The sequence below is a fragment of the Stenotrophomonas sp. YJH_SMC_19 genome (assembly GCF_059367915.1).
Genome location: NZ_JCAFRI010000005.1, coordinates 162,713 through 184,200, shown reverse-complemented (window position 1 = coordinate 184,200; position 21,488 = coordinate 162,713). Strand labels below are relative to the sequence as shown.

General features: G+C 66.3%; 19 protein-coding genes. 6 read left to right on the top strand and 13 right to left on the bottom strand.

Annotated features, from left to right (window positions below; all coding sequences use genetic code 11):
- Positions 1-333: a hypothetical protein gene (locus AC5P5R_RS08355; RefSeq protein ID WP_100438121.1), complete on the top strand. Its 333-nt coding sequence runs from the start codon at positions 1-3 to the stop codon at positions 331-333.
- An 80-nt stretch (positions 334-413) separates the two neighbouring features.
- On the opposite strand, the gene AC5P5R_RS08350 is transcribed toward AC5P5R_RS08355, so the two are convergent.
- On the bottom strand, positions 414-1,898 hold the full coding sequence (locus AC5P5R_RS08350; protein WP_100438120.1) for an XVIPCD domain-containing protein: 1,485 nt from the start codon (positions 1,896-1,898) through the stop codon (positions 414-416).
- Complete coding sequence (locus AC5P5R_RS08345; RefSeq protein ID WP_100438119.1) at positions 1,895-2,533, bottom strand: hypothetical protein; 639 nt, start codon at positions 2,531-2,533, stop codon at positions 1,895-1,897. The genes AC5P5R_RS08350 and AC5P5R_RS08345 overlap by 4 nt, the downstream gene beginning before the upstream one ends.
- Positions 2,534-3,221: 688 nt before the next feature.
- Between AC5P5R_RS08345 and AC5P5R_RS08340 the strand changes: the two genes are divergently transcribed.
- Positions 3,222-3,656: an SseB family protein gene (locus AC5P5R_RS08340; protein WP_005411035.1), complete on the top strand. Its 435-nt coding sequence runs from the start codon at positions 3,222-3,224 to the stop codon at positions 3,654-3,656.
- Positions 3,657-3,735: 79 nt separating this feature from the next.
- Here AC5P5R_RS08340 and AC5P5R_RS08335 read toward each other — a convergent pair whose 3' ends face one another.
- Together AC5P5R_RS08335 and AC5P5R_RS08330 are read right to left on the bottom strand one after the other, a co-directional pair.
- Entirely contained in the window at positions 3,736-4,956 is a 1,221-nt protein-coding gene (locus AC5P5R_RS08335) for a multifunctional CCA addition/repair protein (protein ID WP_100438118.1), read from the bottom strand.
- Positions 4,957-5,067: 111 nt separating this feature from the next.
- Positions 5,068-7,053 (bottom strand): transglycosylase SLT domain-containing protein, encoded by a 1,986-nt coding sequence (locus AC5P5R_RS08330; RefSeq protein WP_100438117.1) that lies wholly within the window; start codon positions 7,051-7,053, stop codon positions 5,068-5,070.
- 196 nt (positions 7,054-7,249) lie between these two features.
- Between AC5P5R_RS08330 and AC5P5R_RS08325 the strand changes: the two genes are divergently transcribed.
- Positions 7,250-7,660: a biopolymer transporter ExbD gene (locus AC5P5R_RS08325; RefSeq protein WP_005414480.1), complete on the top strand. Its 411-nt coding sequence runs from the start codon at positions 7,250-7,252 to the stop codon at positions 7,658-7,660.
- A gap of 270 nt (positions 7,661-7,930) precedes the next feature.
- On the top strand, positions 7,931-10,792 hold the full coding sequence (locus AC5P5R_RS08320) for a TonB-dependent receptor plug domain-containing protein (protein ID WP_088428854.1): 2,862 nt from the start codon (positions 7,931-7,933) through the stop codon (positions 10,790-10,792).
- Between the two features lie 44 nt (positions 10,793-10,836).
- On the opposite strand, the gene AC5P5R_RS08315 is transcribed toward AC5P5R_RS08320, so the two are convergent.
- The 4 genes from AC5P5R_RS08315 to AC5P5R_RS08300 all read right to left on the bottom strand — a co-directional run bounded on the left by AC5P5R_RS08315 (position 10,837) and on the right by AC5P5R_RS08300 (position 14,920).
- On the bottom strand, positions 10,837-11,271 hold the full coding sequence (locus AC5P5R_RS08315) for a hypothetical protein (protein ID WP_224119261.1): 435 nt from the start codon (positions 11,269-11,271) through the stop codon (positions 10,837-10,839).
- 202 nt (positions 11,272-11,473) lie between these two features.
- On the bottom strand, positions 11,474-13,633 hold the full coding sequence (fhuE, locus tag AC5P5R_RS08310) for a ferric-rhodotorulic acid/ferric-coprogen receptor FhuE (RefSeq protein ID WP_100438116.1): 2,160 nt from the start codon (positions 13,631-13,633) through the stop codon (positions 11,474-11,476).
- Between the two features lie 175 nt (positions 13,634-13,808).
- Complete coding sequence (locus tag AC5P5R_RS08305) at positions 13,809-14,360, bottom strand: M23 family metallopeptidase (protein WP_100438115.1); 552 nt, start codon at positions 14,358-14,360, stop codon at positions 13,809-13,811.
- Between the two features lie 77 nt (positions 14,361-14,437).
- Entirely contained in the window at positions 14,438-14,920 is a 483-nt protein-coding gene (locus AC5P5R_RS08300) for an Lrp/AsnC family transcriptional regulator (RefSeq protein WP_100438114.1), read from the bottom strand.
- A 72-nt stretch (positions 14,921-14,992) separates the two neighbouring features.
- Here AC5P5R_RS08300 and AC5P5R_RS08295 point away from each other — a divergent pair, with 72 nt between their 5' ends.
- On the top strand, positions 14,993-15,862 hold the full coding sequence (locus tag AC5P5R_RS08295) for an EamA family transporter (protein ID WP_100438132.1): 870 nt from the start codon (positions 14,993-14,995) through the stop codon (positions 15,860-15,862).
- Positions 15,863-15,972: 110 nt separating this feature from the next.
- On the opposite strand, the gene AC5P5R_RS08290 is transcribed toward AC5P5R_RS08295, so the two are convergent.
- From AC5P5R_RS08290 to AC5P5R_RS08275, 4 genes are all read right to left on the bottom strand, one after another.
- A complete protein-coding gene (locus AC5P5R_RS08290; RefSeq protein ID WP_021202520.1) occupies positions 15,973-16,710 on the bottom strand; it encodes an endonuclease/exonuclease/phosphatase family protein in 738 nt (245 codons plus the stop codon).
- A 53-nt stretch (positions 16,711-16,763) separates the two neighbouring features.
- Complete coding sequence (locus tag AC5P5R_RS08285; protein WP_076739032.1) at positions 16,764-17,600, bottom strand: thiol:disulfide interchange protein DsbA/DsbL; 837 nt, start codon at positions 17,598-17,600, stop codon at positions 16,764-16,766.
- A gap of 106 nt (positions 17,601-17,706) precedes the next feature.
- Positions 17,707-18,357: a thiol:disulfide interchange protein DsbA/DsbL gene (locus AC5P5R_RS08280; protein ID WP_076739031.1), complete on the bottom strand. Its 651-nt coding sequence runs from the start codon at positions 18,355-18,357 to the stop codon at positions 17,707-17,709.
- A 106-nt stretch (positions 18,358-18,463) separates the two neighbouring features.
- A complete protein-coding gene (locus AC5P5R_RS08275; protein ID WP_005411023.1) occupies positions 18,464-19,264 on the bottom strand; it encodes a c-type cytochrome in 801 nt (266 codons plus the stop codon).
- Positions 19,265-19,420: 156 nt separating this feature from the next.
- Here AC5P5R_RS08275 and yihA point away from each other — a divergent pair, with 156 nt between their 5' ends.
- Positions 19,421-20,023 (top strand): ribosome biogenesis GTP-binding protein YihA/YsxC, encoded by a 603-nt coding sequence (gene yihA, locus AC5P5R_RS08270; protein ID WP_005411022.1) that lies wholly within the window; start codon positions 19,421-19,423, stop codon positions 20,021-20,023.
- A 72-nt stretch (positions 20,024-20,095) separates the two neighbouring features.
- Here the strand turns inward: yihA and AC5P5R_RS08265 are convergent, their stop codons facing one another.
- A complete protein-coding gene (locus AC5P5R_RS08265) occupies positions 20,096-21,067 on the bottom strand; it encodes an MBL fold metallo-hydrolase (RefSeq protein ID WP_099530705.1) in 972 nt (323 codons plus the stop codon).
- Positions 21,068-21,488: the final 421 nt, after the last annotated feature.

Below are 21,488 nucleotides of genomic sequence, written 5' to 3'. Positions count from 1 at the left end.
ATGATCCTGATCGGCCAGCAGGAGCGGGTGGTGGTGGTCGGCCCAACCGAAGCCCACCATTGCCTGCGCTGCCAGACGGAAACCGAGTTCGCCCCGCAACTGCGCTACAAAATGGCGCGCATCGACCTGCTGTTTGGCCTCACCTACCAGCGCCGCTACGAGCTGGCCTGCACCCGGTGCGGGCACGGCTGGGTGCTGGATACCGAGACCATGGACCAGCAGCTGGGCGGGGTGCCGATCCCGTGGCGGCACCGCTTCGGCCTGCCGTTGATGCTGGTGGTGGTGGGGCTGGCGGTGGCCGGATGGATGTGGCGGAACCTGTACTCCTCCTAGGGAGAGGGCGGGCCGACACAGCCTCAGCAGGCCGTTCCAGCGGGCGCCAGCCTCCGGTGGGGCCAAGCCATCAGGCTGGCCTAGCCCATGCGCATCGCTGTTCGGGTCTGCTCTTGGGTTTGCTCTTGCTGAGCGACCTGCTGTGCCTGCGAAATCTGCTCGACCTTGGCGAGCGACTGATCTACGGGTGTATTGACCGCCTCGCTGACCGCAATCGATGCCCTCAGGTGTGCCGGATTGTCGAACGCTCCCTGCACGACGAACATGCGAGGTCCTGATCCATCGCTGGGAGGGTTGCCCAAGACAACATGATCGACGCGTTCCAGGCCGCTGCGCTTGGCCGTTGCAAGCAGGCCGGCCGTCACGCGCTCACTGGTTTCATCGAAGCCGCGCCCGTGCCTGGCATCCACGGCCGATACACCGTCGCGAATCTGCCGGTAGAGCGCATGGTCGGGGTGGCCTTCCTTTCGGGGATCCAGGCCTGCCTTGTCCAAGGTTGATTCTATGCTCTCCTGCAATGGGCTCTTGGGAGCGAAGCCTGGGTTGCTCAGAGAGGGCGAGCCCTTTTCGGTTGCCTCTTGGACCGGACGCTCCCCAGCCTTCAATGCACTTTCTGCGTGCTGCACGGCTTCGGCTTCGCGACGGGCGTACGCTCCGGCTTCCCCGGTGCCGCGAAGGTAATTGACCCCGTCGCGCAGGAGTCCAGGGCCACCGCCGACAAGTACGGTCGCCCCCAGGCGCAACTGGTGGATGTCTTTGCGATACTCCGCTATCCGGCGTAGGTCCTCGGCATCAGTGATCCGCGCCCCGGGGTCGTCCAGTACGGACTGCACTGGGCCCTTGTCGGTCATACGGTCAATGAAGTGAACCATTCGATGGGAATCACCCAACTGGACCGCAACCGCAGCGGACATGACATGGCCGCTTTTCATCCCAAGCGATACGAGCGAGGCGATGCGCTGGCCCTGCTCGGCATCGCGCAAGACTCCCAGTTCCTTGGGGAGCGCGTACATCTCAACCTTGCCGTAATGAGGGCCGGCCGCACTAACGAGGTCGCCCGCCATCACATGGTTGGTGAAGGGCGCCGCATTGGCCGGCTGGCCTTCAGGCAGGCGATACGCCAGCCCCGCAGCGCCGTAGGGATTGAAGGCGTCGCCAGGAAGATTGTAGTGGTAGGCAGTGATCTGCGCGAGTGCGCCGCCTAGGGAATGTCCAGTGACGTACACCGGACCATATCCGTTTTCCTCAGCTTGCTTGATTGCCTGCTTGGTCAGTACGAGGGCATCATCAATCTGTGCGTTGACTCTGGCGCTGACCATCGCTGCGTCGACGCCGCCATCAAGTATGGCCTGGCGATCAAACTCGGTGCCTCGGTGGGCGATGATGATCTCGTTGGTCTTGATGTTCCGGTACACAACGCCTTGATAGCCGCTGACTGCGTCACGTCGCCCAAGAACTTCGAAGTCTTCACCATCAACGCGCAGCGATTCCTTATCGCCTGGAGCTGGATGTGACGGTGGGGAGTAGGCTGCATTGGCTAGGGCTGCATTGGTTAGAGGTCTCATGGGACGATTCCTTTCGAAGGAGACGATATCTCTATGGCAAAGTACTTCTGCTTCTCGATATCAGACAATCTGTTGTAGCTATACTGGGACTGCGTTCGCACCCACCCAGGCGTCGAACTCTTTGTTTGCAGGGTCATTTGACTGTCTGCGTACGAAACCGACGTGAGTAGGTTCTTCAGTTCGAGATGGTGGACGGCAACTGATATGAAGCCTTCGCGTCCCTCGGAAATGACTGGGAATGAAGCTCGAATGATGCTGGGTTTCCATTCGCATGGCCCGCGCCCGTAATAGTCAGCGACTGCCATGCCGTCCTCGAACACGGTGCTGCTGAACTCGGTTGCACTGACGCGTTGTACTGGGAACTCTACTGAGTGCCGTTGGGGGGCGTACTGCACACCCTCGTAGTTGTTGATCGGTGGGAGGCAGAGCGGGTCTATCTCGTAGGAGACGAAAACCTTCGGGAGGGTGAGCTCCACAGGCGCATCGTGGACCCGGATCACAATCGGTAGCGCATCCTTGGGTGCAGGATTCTCGCGATAGACCGGGTATGAGCGTTCCTTGTTGCATCCGGAAACGGCCAGTGTGATCAAGGCGATCAACGCCACGTGAGTGAGGGAGGGGGAGGGTTTCAGCATGAGCGGTCCATGTCGCTGATTGAAGTAGGCGCCTCTTCAGGGTTACTACGGGGCACGGTTCTCTGCGCGTGAGGATACTGGCAGGATTGCCCTGATCCTTGATCGGCTGGACAGGAGGGATGGCCGAGGAAGACGGCGCGATGTACCGCGTTAAGGGGCACATGCGACAGGTTGTGCCGCTCGTGCTGCCAGCTTCCTTGGCGTCCATCCATGCATGCCTGTGGCGCGAGGCCTTGCGAGGTAGCGTTCATCGGCGTTCCATTGCTCTACGTCATACGACTATACGACCCGCTCCAGCCGTGCTCAAAGCTCTTGGTCATGCCAGTCTCAACGTCCTTCCAGGATTGAGTGGAGCGGCGCCGGCACACGGTCACAAGCGAATTGGACACATTGACGATTTCGTCAGACTGTCGAAGCAGGCCTTAACAATTCCCCCGTCGAGCGGTTCAGGTGGGGTAGCAGGGTTCTAGCATCTGCGGCCGGCCGTATCCTGCCCGCCATGCTTTCCTCCCAAAGCTATCAAGACTTCCGCACGGCCCCGAATTCCTATGGCGGGGCCCAGGCCGGTGAGCGCTGGGCGCTTTGGTACATCGGCCGCTGAAGCCCCGCGCGCCCCTGCCGACACGCTGCCGTGCCTCACCCCCGGCCTGCTAAAGTTGCAGCCTGCAACCACGTACCGGAACCGACCATGGACCACGACACCCCGTTCGAACCCCTCAACGACCTCGAGGTGCGCCTGCTGCAGGCCCAGGACGGCACGCTGACCGCATCGCAGTTCCTCGATGGCCTGCTGACCTCGACGGCGTTCGTGCTGCTGGACAAGGCCATCGGCGAAGACGGTGCCTGGGACGAGAGCATCTCGCCGCTGGTGCTGACCAGCGAGAGCGGCGAGCCGATGTTCGCGGTGTTCACCGCGCCCGAGCGCGCGGGCCTGTGGCACGAGCAGCTGCCGCAGTTCGCGCATGCCATGCCGATCGCGGTGCACGCGCTGCTGGCCGGGATCGGCGACGGCGTCGGCCTGGTGCTGAACCCCGGCCTGGACGTGGGCATGGAGATGATTCCCGATGCCGTGGCCCAGCTGAAGCAGCGGGCGGCGGCGATCACCCGCGGGATGGCGCATTGAAGCCAGCGATATAGGGTTGCCGGCCAGCGGCCGGCACTACCCATGGGAGTCGGTGCGCGGCCGCCACGGAGGTTGCGGATCAGCGGGCGGCGGCGATGGCTTTTACGCGCGCCTTGGCCAACGCTTCACCGATGGCCGGGCCCTTCAAATGGGTGGTATCCAGGTCCCGCGCCTGTACTGACAGTGCCGCCTGGTGCAGGCGCTTGAGCGTTTCGCCCTGCGGGTAGTCGGCGTCCTCGAAGCCGAGCCGGCCGCGTTTGTCGGCCTCGCAGCACAGTGCGATGCGGGCCACGCGCTCCGGCCGGCGCAGCGCATCACAGCGGCCCAGTAGTTCCAACACGGTGGCATCGCGGAGTTCGTCGATGCGGTGCACGTTCAAGTGCTCCCGGCAGACCGCTTCGGCCAGCTGCTGGTGCTCGGCGGGAATCTTCAACCGCGCGCACAGTGCCTTCAGGGGTTTGATGCCGCGCTGTTCGTGCATGATGTGGCGCGGCCACTCCTCCGGCGGAGTCAGGCCCTTGCCGAGATCGTGGGTAAGCGCGGCAAAGCCGACCAGGTCATCGCCGGGGGCCAGCTTCGCCGCCATGTCGCTGACCATTTCCTGGTGGATGCCGGTATCGACTTCCGGGTGGAATTCGGCACGCTGCGGCACGCCATACAGCGCTTCCAGCTCGGGCAGGATAGGGCCCAGTGCATGTGCATCGTGCAGCGTGCGCAGGAAGGCGGAGGGCCGCTCACTGACCAGCGCCTTGCGCAGTTCCTGCCACACTCGCTCCGGCACCAGTGCATCCAGTTCGCCACTGGCGGCGATCTCGCGCATCAGCGCCATGGTCTCTTCGGCGACGGTAAAGCCCAGCGGCGCGAAGCGCGCCATGAAGCGCGCCGCGCGCAGCACGCGCAACGGATCTTCCACGAACGCAGGGCCGACATGGCGCAGCACGCGCTGCTCGATATCACGCACGCCACCGTAAGGATCGACCAGCGCCCCGCTGTCTTCGTCGCAGGCAATCGCATTGATGGTGAAGTCGCGGCGCTGCAGGTCTTCTTCCAGCGTCACTCCCGGGTCGGCATCGACCACAAAGCCGCGATAGCCGCGGCCGGATTTGCGCTCGGTGCGCGCCAGTGCGTACTCCTCACCGGTCTTTGGATGCAGGAATACCGGGAAATCGCGGCCGACCGCGGTGTAGCCCTGCGCTTCCATCTGCGCGGGCGTGGCGCCAACCACCACCCAGTCATGGTCGCCGGCGGGGCGCTGCAGCAGGCGGTCGCGTACGGCGCCGCCGACAAGATAGATCTTCATGGCTGGAATCATCGCATGCCCGGCGCAGATGCACCGGTAGTGCCGGCCGCTGGCCGGCAACGGCAGTCACACCGAAGCTGCCGGCCAGCGGCCGGCACTACCGCAGTGCGATCAATCCCCGCCCTGGTCGGCGTTGGCGGCGCAGCTGAAGCTCTTGCGCTTGTCCACCAGGCGGCCCATCAGGCGGTCGCTCAGCGGCAGCGCATCGCCGTTGAGGCGCCAGTCGTAGATCACGCTGAAGGCCAGCACGCGGGCGACGTACTCGCGGGTTTCCTTGTAGCTGATGGTCTCGATCCACAGGTCCGGATCAAAGCCCGGGCGCTGGCCCTGCCAGCGCGCGGTCGGGGTCGGGCCGGCGTTGTACGCGGCGATGGTCACGTACGGCAGGCCGTCGTACTTGTTCATCAGCTGGCGCAGGTAGGCGGTGCCGATGGCGATGTTGGTGTCCGGGTCGTAGAGGCTGTCGGCGCCGCCGTAGCCGGTCAGGCCGATCGACTTGGCCACGCCGGCACCGGTGGCCGGCAGCACCTGCATCAGGCCCATGGCGTTTGCAGGCGAGCGCGCACGCGGGGTGAAAGTGCTCTCGGCGCGGATTTCCGCCGCCACCCAGGCCGGGTCGATTGCATTGCGTGCTGATTCACGGCGGATGGTGGCGTCGTGGTGCAGCGGGAAGCGCAGGTCGTACAGGCGCTGCTCCTGCGGTTGCTTGCCCAGTGCGAACACGGCGCGGTCGAACCAGCCGTTGTCCTGCGCCACGCGCACGGCGAGGCGGCGCTGGGTGTCATCGAAGCGCGACAGCGCGCTGTTCCATTCGGCCACGGCCCAGCCGGTGCGGTCGATCTGGTACAGCGCCATCGCGCGCTGGATGGCCGGGTCACGCGCGATCACCTCCTGTGCCTGCGCGCTGTCATTCGGCTTCCAGGGGCACAGGGTATAGCCCTGCTGCAGCTTGTCGGCAGCCAGGAAGCCGTGGAAGGTCGGTGCGCGCGCGGCCTCGCGGAACAGCGGCTGCGCCTGCTGGGACTGGCCGGTCTTCTCCAGCATGCGGCCTTCGAAGTAGCGCCAGCGCGGGTCGCTGCGCTGCTTGCTGGCCATCTTGCGGATCGCGGTCAGTGCCGCCGGCCAGTCACCGCGCGACATCGCCTCGCGCACGCGCCATTCATGCAGGCGTTCGTCATACGCCGATTCAGGCACTGCGTTGAGGCGGCGTGCCGAATCGGGCAGGTAGGAAGCCACCGTCCACAGCGCGATCTGGTACAGCACCTGGCCCTGCTGCTCGGCACTCAGGCCGAGCGCCTGGGCGTACTGCGGCAACTGCTGTTCGGTGGCGGCCGGGTCGGCCTTGGCCAGCTTGGCCAGGCCGTCGGTGGCGATGCGCCGGCTGCGCTCGTTGCGCGGCCAGTTCAATGCGCTGGCATTGGGCTTGTCGACGAAGGCGGCGTAGCTGTTGGCCTGCGCCAGGTCCGCGGCGGGCAGGCCGCGTGCGGCGCTGCGCATCACGGCCGGCTGCTGTGCGTCGGCGGCGGCATCGATACGCTCCCAGCGCAGGGCGTCGCTCAGGCCGCCTTGTGCCTGCAGCACGGCGAATACCGCGTCGCAGCCGTCCGGCAGCGACTTGCCGTTCTTGCGCCACAGGTCCTGTGCCTCGCTGATCCACTGCGGATCGACCTTGCCCGTCACCTGGCGCGCGGTCAGCTGCGCACAGCGCAGCCCGACGTTGTCGGTGGGCGCCCAGTTGGCGAGCAGGGTGGGCCAGTCCTGGCGGCGTGCGACCGAGGGCAACCACACGCTGCGGAACGTGTTGGCCACGGCCTGGCCGTCATAGCGCTTGAGGAAGGCCTGCGCCTGCGCGGTATCGACGGTGTCGATGTTGCGGCGCAGGTTGGCGTACTCAAGCCAGCCGTAAGCCGGATGGCGACTGAGTGCGGCGGCCTGGCCGGGATCGAACTGGCCGCGTTCGGCGGCAGCGATCGCGGCCTTCAGCTGCGCGTTCTGGGCGTCGAGGGACTGGGCATTGGCGCAGCCGATCAGCAGCGTGGTGGCCAAGGGCAGCAGGGACAGGGCGGTCGAAGAGCGTCGGGTCATGGCGCCCAGCATAGCGGGGGCTGGCTGAATTCAGTTTCGCATCGTGTGCACGCCGCCGATGGGATGGGCAGACGATCGATCCTGCGGGGACGGTGTGCATGCGGGGGGCGGCAGAAGCGACACACCTGTCGCGGATCTCAATTGTGCGATGATTCAGGCACAGCGCGGCCTGCCCGACGTGGGCCGCTGTTCCGCGAAGGAGCGTGGTATGCGCTATGCGTCCGTGCACGCCCGTGCGCTGATGTCCGGGATCAATCTGGCGCCGCTGGTAGATGTGCTGCTGGTATTGCTGGCGCTGGTGGTCACCACCTTGCCGATGGCACAGACGACGGCGGTGCGCACGTTCCAACAGGGCACTGTATGCCCGCCGGGGCCCGGGCACACGCCGCCGGCATCGATCGCGCTGCATCTCGACGCGGCCGGTGGCGTCTACTGGAATGACCGGCCCTTGGACGACCCGTCACTGCAGCACGCCCTCGCCCAGCTCCAGCAGTTGCCGCCGGCGCTCCAGCCCTCGCTGCACCTGACCACCGCCGACAGCACCGACTACGGCGACATGGCCCGGGTGCTGTTCGCCATCGAGGGGCGTGGCCTTCGCGTCACAGCGCAGGGCTACTAGCATCGGCACTCGCAAGAGCGCTTGATGAGGGCTGGGAAAACTCCGCGTGTGCTGTCGTGTCCGGCATCAAGCCGTCCGCCTCGAACAGTACCGTCCGGTATTTAACGGCACGCATCTGACGCAATCGGCTGCCAACTGCGTCAATTCCGCGTGAAATAGTGTCGATCATCACGCCGTGGTTTTTACCGTTTGTTTACAAAGGAGACGCTGCCGCCACGCAGGGGGGAGCGCGGCAGTCCAAGTCCCGACATTCCTTTGGAGAGAGAGCGAATGAAGTACCTGCACCACCGCCCTTTGGCGGTTGCCGTTGCGCTGTGCGTGACGGCCCTGGCACCGTTGGGTGCCGCTGCGCAATCCACCACCAACCTCGATGCGGTGGAAGTCACCGGTACCCGTATCAAGCGCGCTGAAGTCGAAGGCCAGGTGCCGATCCAGACATTGACGCGCGGTGACATCGAACGCACCGGCCTGACCTCGATCGGCGAAGTGCTGCAGCAGCTCACCGGTTCCGGTTCGGCGCTCAACGCCAAGTTCAACTCGTCCGGCAACTTCGGTTTCCCGCCCGATGGCAGTGGCGTGGGTGCCGGCTCGGCGCAGGTCGATCTGCGCCACCTGGGGGCCAAGCGCGTGCTGGTGCTGGTCGATGGCATCCGCTGGGTCAATGAGTCGTCCGCCTCCGGCGTCGGCTCGGCTACCGATCTCAATACCATTCCGCTGGCCATCGTCGAGCGCATCGAGGTGCTGGAAGATGGAGCGTCGTCGCTGTACGGCTCCGATGCCATTGCCGGCGTGGTCAACATCATCACCCGCCGTGACTTCGATGGTGGGCAGGTGACGCTGAACTACGGCGAGTACAGCAAGGGCGACGGCACGCAGAAGGGCGTGGACCTGGCCTGGGGCAAGAGTGGCGACCGCTTCAGCCTGTTCCTGGGCGCCAGCTGGACCAAGCAGGATCCGGTATTCGCCAAGGACCGCGAGCAGTCGCGCTTCCCGATTCCCGGCACCGGCCTGGCGTTCGGCAGCGGTGGCATTCCGCAGGGCCGTTTCATGTTCACCGACCCGAACACCGGTGCGGTGCAGAACATCGTGCCCAATACCGGCGTGAGCAATCCGCGCTACGACGGCAGCGCCGGCTGCAGCCGCACGGATGACTACCACTGCTTCACCACCGCCGACCGCTTCAACTTCGCCGAATACAACATGGTGCTGACGCCGTCGGAGCGCAAAGGCCTGTTCGGTCAGTTCCGCTTCGACATCACCGACAACGTGCAGTGGTACGTCAAGGCACTGGGCAACCGTCGTGAGTCGACCAACCAGGCCGGCCCGGAGCCGCTGTTCTTCGGCCCCGATGGCGCCACCGGCAATCCGCTGGCCGACAACATCGTGGTCTCGCGCCTGAACCCGTACAACCCGTTCGGCTTCGATCTGGTTTCCGGCGACAACATGAGCCTGATCGGTCGTCGCCCGGTGGAAGGCGGTGCGCGCGTGTTCAAGCAGAAAGTGGACACCACCTACTTCGCCACCGGCCTGGTCGGTGACTTCCATGCCGCCGACCGCAGCTGGTACTGGGACGTCAACGGCATGTACAGCAAGAACAAGGCCGAACAGACCAACTACGGCAGCTATGACATCTACAAGGTGAACATGGCGCTGGGCGATCCGTCCGTCTGTGCGGCCACGCCGGGCTGCGTGCCGCTGAACATCTTCGGCGGCGTCGGTTCGATCACCCCGGACATGCTGAAGTGGATCCAGCCGGTGGTGCGCGACCGCAGCCAGAACGAACTGAGCCTGTTCACCGCCAACCTGTCCAGCGAGCTGTTCTCGCTGCCGGCCGGTCCGGTATCGTTCGCCACCGGCTTCGAGTACCGCAAGTACAAGGGCTCCTACCAGCCCGATCCGCTGACGGTGATCGGCCACTACAACGGCGTGCCGTCGCAGCCGACCTCCGGTTCCTACGACGTCAACGAGGCCTACCTGGAGTTGAGCGTGCCGATCTTCGCCGATTCCTCGTTCGGCAAGAAACTGGACCTGAGCCTGGCCGGCCGCTATTCGGACTACTCCACCTTCGGTGGCGAGTTCACGCCCAAGTACGGCCTGCGCTGGCAGGTGACCGATGACTTCGTGCTGCGCACCACCTACGCCGAGGGCTTCCGCGCACCGTCGATCGGTGAACTGTACGGCTCGGCGGCGCGTGCCGACCTGCAGCTGTTCGACCCGTGCTCGGTGGGTCTGGGCGGCACGCCGCCGCGTGGCAGCGCCGCCAACTGTGCCGCGCTGGGCGTGCCGGCCGGCTTCCAGCAGGCCAACTCGCAGATTTCGGTGACCACCGGCGGCAACCGCGAACTGGAGCCGGAACGCTCGCGCAGCTTCAGCGCCGGCTTCGTGTGGAGCCCGTGGTTCGGCAACAATGCGTCGTGGTCGGAGCGCTTCGACGTGGAGGTGACCTTCTACCGCCATGCCATCGATGGTGCGATCCAGGCGATCAACGCGCAGACCCAGCTGGACCTGTGCGTGGATACGCTGGACCCGGTCTACTGCGATGGCATCACCCGTGCCAGCACCGGTGCGGTCAGCAGCTTCAACAACCGCCTGACCAACCTGGGTTCGATCAAGACCGACGGCTGGGACGTGGATCTGTTCTGGACCCTGCCGCAGACCTCCATCGGCCAGTTCAAGCTGGCGTGGAAGAACACCTTCGTCGGCCGTTACGAGGCCACCGGCGCGGCCGGGCAGAAGCAGCCGCAGAAGCCGGGCGTGGAAGTGGCCGACAGCTCGATTCCGGAGTGGACCAGCAATGCCAGCATCGGCTGGACGATGGACCGCTGGAGCGCCAACTGGACGGTGCGGCACATCTCCGAGCTGACCGAGAACTGTGGCGATGCCGCGGCTTTCCCGGTGTGCAGCAACCAGGCAGCGGGCACCAACACGCTGTCGGCCACCACCTTCCACGACATGCAGGTGGGCTACAAGATCGACTGGATGAAGGGGTTGCAGCTGACCGCCGGCCTGAACAACGTGTTCGACAAGGATCCGCCGATCTGCCTGTCGTGCTCGTTGAACGGCTACGACGCTTCGACCTACGACATCCCGCGTGGCCGCTACTGGTACCTGCGCGCGGATCTGCGGTTCTGATGTGGGAGCGGTGCCGGGCATGTCCCGGCACCGGTCATCAGGGATCAATCCGGAATGTCCTGTTCCGGGGCGTCCTGCTCAAGGGCCGCGCGGCGGAAGGCTGTGCGCGCCCAACCCAGCCCGGCCACGATCATCATCGGCCCAGCCGCGAAGGCGGGCAGTGACGGGATGCGGAACTGCGATTGGTGCTCGATCAGCAGGTTGTAAAGGATCCAGACAACCAACAGCAGGCCGATGACCGCACACAACAGCCCGAACAGCACCTGCGGAACGCCCATTGCCAGGCCGAGCGCTCGCTCGGTACGGGTGGGGCTGGGGATGGCACGCAGTTCACGGCCCAGATCGAACCAGGACAGGATGGCGGCGGGCAGGCCGATCAGCAGAAGCAGGATGAAGTAGCCGTTGCCGGTGCCGATCATCAGCGGTAGCGACGAGAACAGGGCCATGAGCGAGACACCGAGTTTCGTGCGGGTGCGCATGGCCGGTCGTCCTTGAAGGGGGAGGCGCAAGGTGCCCGTATGGCACGGGTCGAAGCTGCAGGCCACCGTGTCCGCGACGCTACACCTGCCGGGGCGCCGCTGCAACGAGGGCGCTGAGCGCCCCCGTTGTAGAGTCGAGCCGTGCTCGACTGCCCTCTGTGACCGAGTCGGGCATGGCTCGACTCCACAGAAGCCGGTTACATCAGAACGACCAGGTGAACGTCAGCGAGCCGTTGCGGCCATCGCCATACGCACCGTAGCCGTTGATCTGCGACAGGTACTTCTTGGCCAGCAGGTTGTTGAGGTTGGCCTGCACGCTGAACTCCGGCGAGATGCGGTAGCGCACGAAGGCGCTGACCAGTGCATAGCCACTCTGCTCGATGCGGCCGTAGGCAGGCACCGCGTAGTAGATGCGGTTCTGCCAGTTGGCACCGCCACCGACGGTCAGTTCCTGCAGCGACTGCGGGGTGTAGCTGGTGAACAGCTTCAGGGCGGTCTGCGGCAGGTTGGTGTTGATGTCGGCGTCGTTGATGTCCTTGGCCACGTAGCGCGAGGCGCCGAAGGTGGCATTCCAGCCCGGTGCCAGTTCACCGTTCACCTCGAACTCGAAGCCACGGCTGACGGTGCCGCGTGCGGCGATCGAGGCGAACTCACCCGGGCGGCCGATGATCGGCTCGCTGGTGACCTGGGCGACGTTGTCCTGCTCGATGCGGAACACCGCCAGCGAGGCATTCAGGCGGTTGTCGAACCAAGCCCCCTTGACGCCGACCTCGTAGCTCTTGCCGTCGACCGGGTCGAGATAACGGTCGTTGCGGTCGCGGGCGGTCTGCGGCTGGAAGATCTCGGTGTAGCTGGCGTACGCGGAGTAGGTGTCGTTGATGTCATACACCAGGCCGGCGTACGGGGTGGTCACCTTGTGTTCGCGGTCGTCGTTCTCGCCTTCGCTCTTCCAGTCGGTGTAGCGGGCGCCGATGATCAGCTTCAACGGATCGGCCAGTGACAGGCGTGCGGCGGCGTAACCGGCCTTCTGGGTGATGGTGCCCTGGCTGGCCAGTGCCAGCGGGTTCCAGTTCGGCTCGCTGATGTTGCCGGTCCAGTGCAGGTAGCTGGTGAACGGGTCCCAGGTCTTGCCGGCGCCACCGACCTGGTAGTCGCCATAGTTGGCATAGTCGCGCTTGTTGTAGCTCAGTCCGGCCATGAACTGGTGCTCGCGGCCGAACAGCTGGAACGGACCGTCAACGTAGCCATCAACACCGGTGACCTTGCGCTCGGTGTTGTAGAAACCCGCGGAAGGCGAGATGCCCGTGCCGTTGGTTCTGTCGAAGTTCGATGCGCCCGTGGTCCAGTCGTTGTATGCCGGGTAGAACAGCTTGTCGTCGGCCTTGGTCTCATCGTGCGTGGCACCGACCTTGAACTTCCAGCCATTGCTGAAGGCGTGCTGCAGGGTGGCGAACGCGCGCTTGCTGGTGGTGTCCCAGTAGGTCCAGTTCGGGCTGGCGTTGAACGATTCGTCATAGCCGGTGCGCGAGCCATCGGAGTACAGCATCGGGAAGCCGCCCCAGGTCGCGCCGTTGGCGCGCTTCTGCTGGTAGTCGTAGCCCACGCTCAGCTGGGTGTCCGGGGTCAGGTCGGCGTCGATGACCGCATAGCCCAGCGTCTTGCGCTGGTTGTAGCGATCCATCTGGCCGTCGGTGTCCAGGTAGCTGCCAATCACGCGGCCGCGCACGGTGCCGCTGGCGTTCAGCGCACTGCCCACGTCCACCGTGGTGCGGGTGCGGCCCCAGCTACCGACGTTCACCGAGACGCTGCCGGTCAGTTCGGCGCTGTCGGCATGCTTGCGGATCAGGTTCACCGACGCGGACGGATTGCCGGCACCACTGAGCAGGCCGGTGGCACCACGCACCACTTCCACGCGGTCGTACAGCGCCAGGTCCAGGCCGGAATCACCGTAGCTCCAGTTCTGCACCATCTGCGTCGGCAGGCCATCGAACTGGTAGGCATCGATGTAGAAACCGCGCGCGTAGAACTCGGTGCGTTCGCTGTCGGACTGGGTGCTGGTCACGCCGGTGGTGTTGGCCAGCACGTCGATGATGTCGTCGAGGTTCTGATCTTCGATGCGCTGGTGGCTGATGATGCTGATCGACTGCGGGATCTCGCGCGGGGCCAGGTCGAAGCGGGTACCGGCCGAGGTGCGGCGCACCGAATAGCCTTCGGCGCGTTCACCCTTCACCACCACCTTGTCGAGGTTGGTCGGATCGGCGGCGGTTTCGGCGAAGGCGGCCGGGGCCACGGCGCAGAGAACGGCGAGCACGGCAACGGACAGCCGTTGTGGCTGCGGCGTACGGAAGACGGAACGGGTCATGGGGGTCCTGGACGAGCACGCGCGCCCGGCCGGCATCCAGAGGCGAGGCGCTACGGGTGGGAAACGGACGGGCAGGCCGTCCTGGCACCACCGAAAACGAAAGAAATGGTAATACGAACTATTCCTATTTACAAATCATGAGCGAATCGACCCGATGATCCGGGTGTGGGCTGGGTCAGCGCAGCAGCGGGAGTGGATCGCGCGCGCCGTCGGTGCCGTAGATGCCCCAGTGCAGGTGCGGCGGAGTGCCCTTGGCGTTGCCACTGTCGCCGACATGCCCGAGCAGATCGCCGGGCTGCACCACCTGGCCGCGTGCCAGGCCTTCGGCCCAGTCGTCCAGGTGGGCGTAGTAGTAGCGTTCGCGCGCCGGCCCGATCACCCAGACCTGGCGCCCGCCGAGCCCGCGTTCGCTGACATCCGCGATGACACCGGCCGTGGCGCTGCGCACCGGTGTGCCACGCCTGGCGAAGATGTCGATGCCGGCGTGGGAGCGGTCACGGCCGCGCGGAGCGCCGAACGTATCGGCGATCTGCCGGGGACGGACGCCCTCCACCGGCACCGGAAGTTCGGTGGCCGGCGGCATCCGCGAGAGTGCCCACAGCATCTTCGGCGCGGCCGCCCACGGGCTGTTCCATAGCGCCATCGCCGCAACGAGGGCAATGGCCAGCCACAGGCCGCGCAGCAACCAGCGGCGCAGGCGACGGGCGGGGGAGGGCGTTGTGCTCATGGTTTTCGATTGTAGAGTCGAGCCATGCTCGACTGCTGTTGCCTTGCGGCCCCAAAGCCGTCGAGCATGGCTCGACGCTACGGCACAGGCAGCAGCGGCACCTCGAAACTCCGCTTCAGCGTGCCCAGTGCCACCGATGTGCGGAAGCGTTCGATGTTGTCATCGCTGCCGAACAACCGCTCGGTGATCGCCTCGTATTCTTCCATCGACGCGGCCGAAAGCAGCAGCAGGAAATCGCCATCGCCGGTGATCGAGTAGCACTGCTGTACCGCAGGGTCGTCCTGCACGCGTCGCTTGAACGGCGCCACGCGTTCGCGCTGCTCGCTGACCACGCGCACCTCGACGATGATGGTCAGCGGCCGACCGATCCTGGCTGCGGCGACGACCGCCACGTTGGCGGCGATCACGCCACTGTCCTGCAGGCGCTTGATGCGGCGTTGCACGGCCGGCGTGGACAGGTGCACGGCCTCGGCGATTTCGCGCTGCGGCAGGGTGTTATTCCGCTGCAGGAGGTCGAGGATGGCGCGGTCGAAGCTGTCGAGCACGGGAGCGATGGCCATGGCGAGCAGAAGTTGCACGAACAGGCTGTCAATTGAGCCAAGTGCTCGGCGCCGGCGCAATAGACTTTGCGCATGCAGACCTCACGACTCGCGCCGATGTTGCCGGCGCTGGCGGTGCTCGGCTCGGTCACCTCGCTGGCCATCGGCACCTCCTACGCAAAACACCTGTTCCCGCTGATCGGTGCGCAGGGCACGAGCGCGCTGCGCGTGGGCTTTTCAGCGCTCTTGCTGCTGCTGTTCTGGCGGCCATGGCGCTGGAAGACCAGCCGCCCGGATGCCATCACCATCCTGCGCTACGGGCTCACCCTGGGCCTGATGAACCTGCTGTTCTACATGGCCCTGCGCACCATTCCCTTCGGCATCGCGGTGGCCATCGAGTTCACCGGGCCGCTGACGGTGGCGATGCTGTCATCACGACGTCCGATCGATTTCCTCTGGGTGGGCTGCGCGGCGGTGGGGCTGCTGTTGCTGCTGCCGATCGGTGGTGGCCCGGCGCTGGACCCGGCCGGTGTGCTGTACGCGATGGGCGCGGCGGCCTGCTGGGGCCTGTACATCGTGTTCGGCAAGCGTGCCGGTCATCTGCATGCTGGGCACTCGGTCTCGCTGGGGCTGCTGGCGGCGTCACTGGTGGTGGTGCCGGTGGGCGTGGTGCATGCCGGTGCCGCGCTGCTCGATCCGAAGATCCTCGCGGCGGGCCTGCTGGTGGCACTGGTGTCCAGCGCGATCCCGATGTCGCTGGAAATGATGGCGCTCAAGCGCCTGCCGAAGGAGACCTTTGGCATCCTGATCAGCATGGAGCCGGCGGTGGCCGCGCTGTGGGCGATGCTGTTGCTGCACGAGCACCTGCACGGGCTGCAGTGGCTGGCGATCGGCTGCACGGTGTTGGCCTCGGTGGGCAGCACGATGACCGCGCGGCGCCTGAAGGCACCCGTCACCGCCTGAAAAAAGGGGACGGAGGGGATTAAGTCGTTTATGCCCCGATTTAGGGGGCGCCGGGCGGCGCCCGGCGCAGAGCGTGCGGACCAACGGTCCGCACCTACCGTAACGGCGAGTCAGCGCAGGGCGTCGGCCGGGACGTCGATCTGCATCGCCAGGGCGAGGTGATCGGAGAACGCGGCCGGTACGGCTTCCACGGTGCGGGTCTGCAGACCGCTGCTGACCAGGATGTGGTCGATGGCGCGGTCCGGGCGCCAGCTGGGGAAGGTGGGCACGATGCAGCCCGGGGGCTGCAGCCGGGTCTTCTGGTACAGCACCTGCATTTCCGGGCGCTCGGCCAGGCAGTTGAAGTCGCCCATCAGTACTGCGTTGGGGTGGTCGGACAACAGCTCGGCGATGAAGCCCAGCTGCGACATCCGCGATCCCGCGCCCAGCGACAGATGCGCCACTGCCACCGCCAGGCCATCGGTGCCGTCGCCGAACTTGGCCAGCAGCACGCCGCGCCCGCCGATGCGGCCGGGCAGGGCGTGATCCTGCACTTCAACCGGTTCCAGCTTGCTCAACAGGCCGTTGGCGCTGGAGGCGACCCCACCCATGCGCCGGTTCGGCTGGTGGCTCCAGTAATTGAATCCGGCGCGCTGGGCCAAATAGTGGGTCTGGTTGGTGAAGCCCGAGCGCAGGCTGCCCGGGTCGGCCTCCTGCAGGCCGACGATGTCATGGTCGCGCGCCAAGGTGGCGATCGCGTCAAGGCTGCTGCGCTTGCGACCCGCCGGCAGCGCATGTGACCAGCTGCGGGTCACATAGTCGCTGTAGCGGCGGGTACTTGAGCCGGCCTGGATGTTGGCCGTCAGCAAGCGCAGGGTCCGTGTACGGGGGGAATTCACGGCCGGGAAACGCTTCTCTTGGATCAGTGAGCCTGGGCCGCACCGCGTTCGCGGGCGATCAGGTGGTCGGCGATGCGCAGCATGTCCGGGAAGCTCTTGCCCTTCACCAGGTACTTGCCGTTGACGATGATCGACGGGGTGCCGCTGATCTGGCTGCGCTGCGCGAACTGCTTGGCCGAGTTGGTCTTGGCATTCACTGCGAAGCTGCCCATGGTGGCGGCGAACTGCTTCGGATCCACGCCGTAGGCACCGTAGAATTTGGCGATGTCTTCCACCGAATCACGGCCGCGCTCGCCCTTCAGGGTCTTCTGCGAGTGGATGGCGGCGTACAGCGCTTCGTGGGTCTTCTCCTGCACGCCCAGGGTCTGCGCGGCGTAGAAGGCACGGGCGTAGTCATCCCAGGTGCCGCCGAACATGGCCGGCACGTAGACGAAGTTCACGTCGCTCGGAAGGCCGGCCTTCCACGGGCCTACCAGCGGCTGGAATGCGGCGCAGGCCGGGCAGACGTAGCCGAAGATCTCGGTCACTTCGATCTTGCCGGTGGCCGGCTGGAACGGCTGGCCGTTCGGGATCACCTGGTAGTCGGCACCTTCCACCGGGGCCGGGCCGGTCAGTGCGGCGGTGGTCGGGGCCGGTGCGGTGGCCGGAGCCGCTTCGGCCGGGGCCTTCTCGCCTTCAGCGGCAGCCGGCGCGGCGCCTTCGCTGCCCGCCGCCGGCGCAGCAGCCGGTTCGGTGGTGGCTGCCGGGGCTACAGCCGGTTCGGCCGGGGCCGCGGTGGTGTTGGTGCTGCCGTCATCAGCCTTGCAGGCAGCCAGGATCGGCAGCAGCGCTGCGAGGGCGAGGGCGTAACGGATCTTCATGGAAACGTCTCCAGCATCTGGAATGGTGGGGCCGGCGCCAGGCGCCGGCCAGAGGGAAATGATGACATGCGGCGGCGACAGCGCCGTGTCGGTGGTGGGTGTTGGTTCAGCGGCCGCGGGCAGCGCGGGCCTTGGCGATCAGCGCCGAGGCGATGCGCAGCTGGTCGTCGAAGCTGTTGCCACGCACCAGGTACTGGCCGTTGATGATCAGCGCCGGGGTCCCCGGGATCCTGGTGCGCTGGGCGAACGCGCGCGCGGCATCGACCTTCTTCTGTACGGCGTCGCCGCGCAGGGCCTGCAGGTAACGGTCCGGGGTCACGCCATACGCCTTGTAGAAGGTGGCGAGCTCATCGGCCGAGACGTTCTGCATCGGCAGCGATCCCTGCTCGTGCAGGGCCTTGAACACGGCAGCGTGGCTGCGCTTGGCCACGCCGACCTCGTCGGCGGCGTAGTAGGCAAGTGCCCAGGCATCCCAGGCGCCACCGAAGGCAGCCGGGACCGGGGTGAAGCGCACGTCGGCCGGCAGCTTGGCCGCCCAGGCTTCCAGCTGCGGTTCGAAGTGGGCGCAATGCGGGCAGGTGTAGCCGAAGACCTCGACCACCTCGATCTTGCCGGCCAGCGGCTGGAACGGGCCCGGCTGGGCGATGCGCTCGTAGTCTTTGCCCTCGACCAGCGGGGCATTGGCGGGGGTAGCGGCGCAGGCTGCCAGCGGCAGCAGCACCAGCACGGACAACAGCAGGCGGGAAATCAACCTCATCGACACGCATCTCCGTTGAAAAAAGCAACGCCGGCGCGGTCGCCGGCGTGAAGGAAACATACCGCAGGCGCGGGCCGTGGTGGCGGCCCGGGCCGACCAGTGGTGGTCAGGGGGCGGCAGCCGGTTGCGCCGACGGGGGGGCAGTGGCCACATCGTCGGCCTTGTTGTGCAGGCCCTGCAGGTAGCTCGACAGCGCCTGCACCTCCTGCTCGCTCAGCTTCTGCGCGACTGTCGCCATGATCTGGAAGTGGGCCTTGTCGGTCTCGTTGGTCTGGCCGGCCTGGTATTCCTGCAGGCGGCGCGCGACATAGCTGGCGTGCTGACCACCGATGTGCGGATAGGCCGGACCCGGATTACCGGCACCGCTGGGGCCGTGGCACGCCATGCAGGCCGGCAGGCCGCGCTTGGCGTCGCCGCCACGGTACAGCTGCTGGCCGATCTCGTAGAACTTCATGCCCTTGTACGGGCCGTCGGTGACTGCCGTGTCATCGGCGATGCCGGCGGTGGCCTTCTGCGTGGCGAAGAACGCGCCGATGTCGCGCATGTCCTGCGGGGTGAGATTCTGCACGAACGGCACCATCGCCACCGCCGCACCGGAGCTGCGCTGCCCATTGGCGATCAGGGCCATCTGCTGGGCGACGTAGCGTTCGCTCTGGCCGGCGATGGACGGGTACATCTCCACCGTGGAATTGCCGTCGGCGCCATGGCAGGCCGCGCAGGCCGAGGCCTTGGTCTGGCCGGCCTTGGCATCGCCCCAGTGGGTCTTGCTGAAATCCACCTCCAGCGAGGCGGTGTTGATCGGCCCGTTGTCGGGCAGCGGGGTCAACGTGGTCTGCGCGAACGCAGCAGCGGCAACGACTACAGCAGTGGCAAGGGCGGATACGGCAAGAACGCGAGCGTGGCGCATGCTGAAGCTCCGTATGGACCGGGCCGGGCGGTGGCCGCCGGCATCGCCCGGATTATCAACGCCGTTTCCGCGCACGGTCAACGCAGCAGTGCAGCAAAATGCCCGCAGAGGCCGCCGGCACGGGCGCGCGGCGCCGCAACATGCGATCCTAGGCACATGTCATTGCTCATCGAACGCGCCCGTTACCACCTTTCGGCCCACAACGTGCGGCAGCTGCCGCCCGACGAAGGGGCCGAAGTGGCCTTCGCCGGCCGCTCCAACGCCGGCAAGTCCAGTGCGCTCAACGCGCTGACCCGCCAGAACGCCCTGGCCCGTGTCTCCAAGACCCCTGGCCGTACCCAGCAGCTGGTGTTCTTCCAGGTCACCCCGGAAGCACATCTGGTCGACCTGCCAGGTTATGGCTATGCAAAGGTGCCGCTGGACCTGCAGGCGCACTGGCAGGCCTTCATCGACAAGTATTTCCGCACCCGCGAAGCCCTGAAGGGGCTGGTGGTGGTGATGGACATCCGCCATCCGCTGAAGGACTACGACCGGCAGATGCTGTCCTACGCCGTGCAGCGCGGCCTGCCGGCGCACGCCCTCCTGACCAAGGCCGACAAGCTCAGCCGCAGCCAGCAGATGCAGTCCCTGCAGAAGGTGCGCAAGGAACTGCAATCGGCCTACGGCGACAGCGTCAGCGTGCAGGTGTTCTCCGGCGAAGACCGTACCGGCGTGGACGAAGCCCGCGGCGTGATCGGCGGCTGGCTGGGGCTGGAATAAGGCATTTCCGGTCGCCCGGCTGGCAGCCGGGCGCTACCCGATCGGTGGGTGCCGACCTTGGTCGGCACACCCTCACAACGGCGAATACTCCGCCGGCACCCACGCATAGGCCTTACCCTCGCCACGCACATGGCCCAGGCCGGGGAACGGCAGGTGCGCACCGGCCACCCACCAGCCGTTGGCGGTGGCCTGCTGCAACAGCGCCCGCCGGCTGGCGATGGCCGCCTTGCGGTCCGAATCCGCCTCGAATGCCGCTTCCGGATGCGCGAACTGCACCGCGTGGAAGTGCAGCACATCGCCCCACACCAGCAGTGACTGGCCCTGGCTGTCGAACCGGTAGGAGACATGGCCGGGGGTATGGCCATGGGTGTCCATCGCCACCGCGCCGCCGGGCAGGGCGTCGCCGGGGCTGAAGGTGCGCAGGTGGCCGCTGGCCTGGTATGGCGCGACCGCATTGCGTGCCAGCGGGAAGGCGAAGCGCACGCCCTTTGGCGCGGTGCCCTCGCTGGCCGGGTTGAGCCAGTAATCGGCATCGGCCTTGGACAGCCACACCGTGGCATTGGGATAGGCCGGCTTGCCCTGCGCGTCGAGTACGCCGCACAGGTGGTCCGGATGGGCGTGGGTCAGCAGCACCTCATCTACCTCGGCCGGGTCCACGCCGGAGGCGCGCAGATTGCCCAGCACCTGGCCCAGGCCGGGGCCAAAGCACTGCGCGGTGCCGGTGTCGACCAGGGTCAGGTGGTTGCCCTGGCGGATCAGGAACGCATTGATCGCGGTCTGCAGGCCCTTCTTGTCTTCCGGCACGTAACGGCCTTCCAGCAGGCGGCTGACCAGCGTCGGCGGCACGTCCACCACTTCCTGCCGGCCGAGCGCGACCACGCCGTCGAACAGGGCGGTGACCTGCAGCGCACCGATGCGCTGGTGATAGACACCAGGCACCTGCTGGGTGGGGGCGGGCGAAGTGGCCTCGGCCAGCGCGACCAGCGGCAGGGACGACAGGGCCAGCAGCAGGGCGCCGCGCAGCGGCAGGGGACGCAGGGTCATGGCGGTTCTCGGTGGATGACGGGCGGTTCCGTTGTGCCCAGAGTGCCGTGGCCGGCGTGTGCGCGGCGCTCAAACCACTGCGCGGAATGCTCAGGGAAGGGGTGTTGTCTGCAGGGCTGCGCCCTGAACCCGCTACGAGCCAGGGCAACGGCCGAAGCAACAGCAACAGCGACAGCGGGCTATCCGTGGGATGGCGGGGCGGGTCCGGTTGCGGGAGACGCCGTAGACCCGTCCATGGGGGCTTGGCCGCGGCATCCATGCCGCGGACACTCCCGCAACCGGACCCACCCCGCCTTCGACAGTTTTCCGCGATCTGTCAGCTCGTGGGGTCAGATCCGTTTTCCGCAGGAAAACGGATCTGACCCCAGAGTTTCATTCGATATCTGACAGATGTGTCGACCAAGGTCGACACCTACCAACA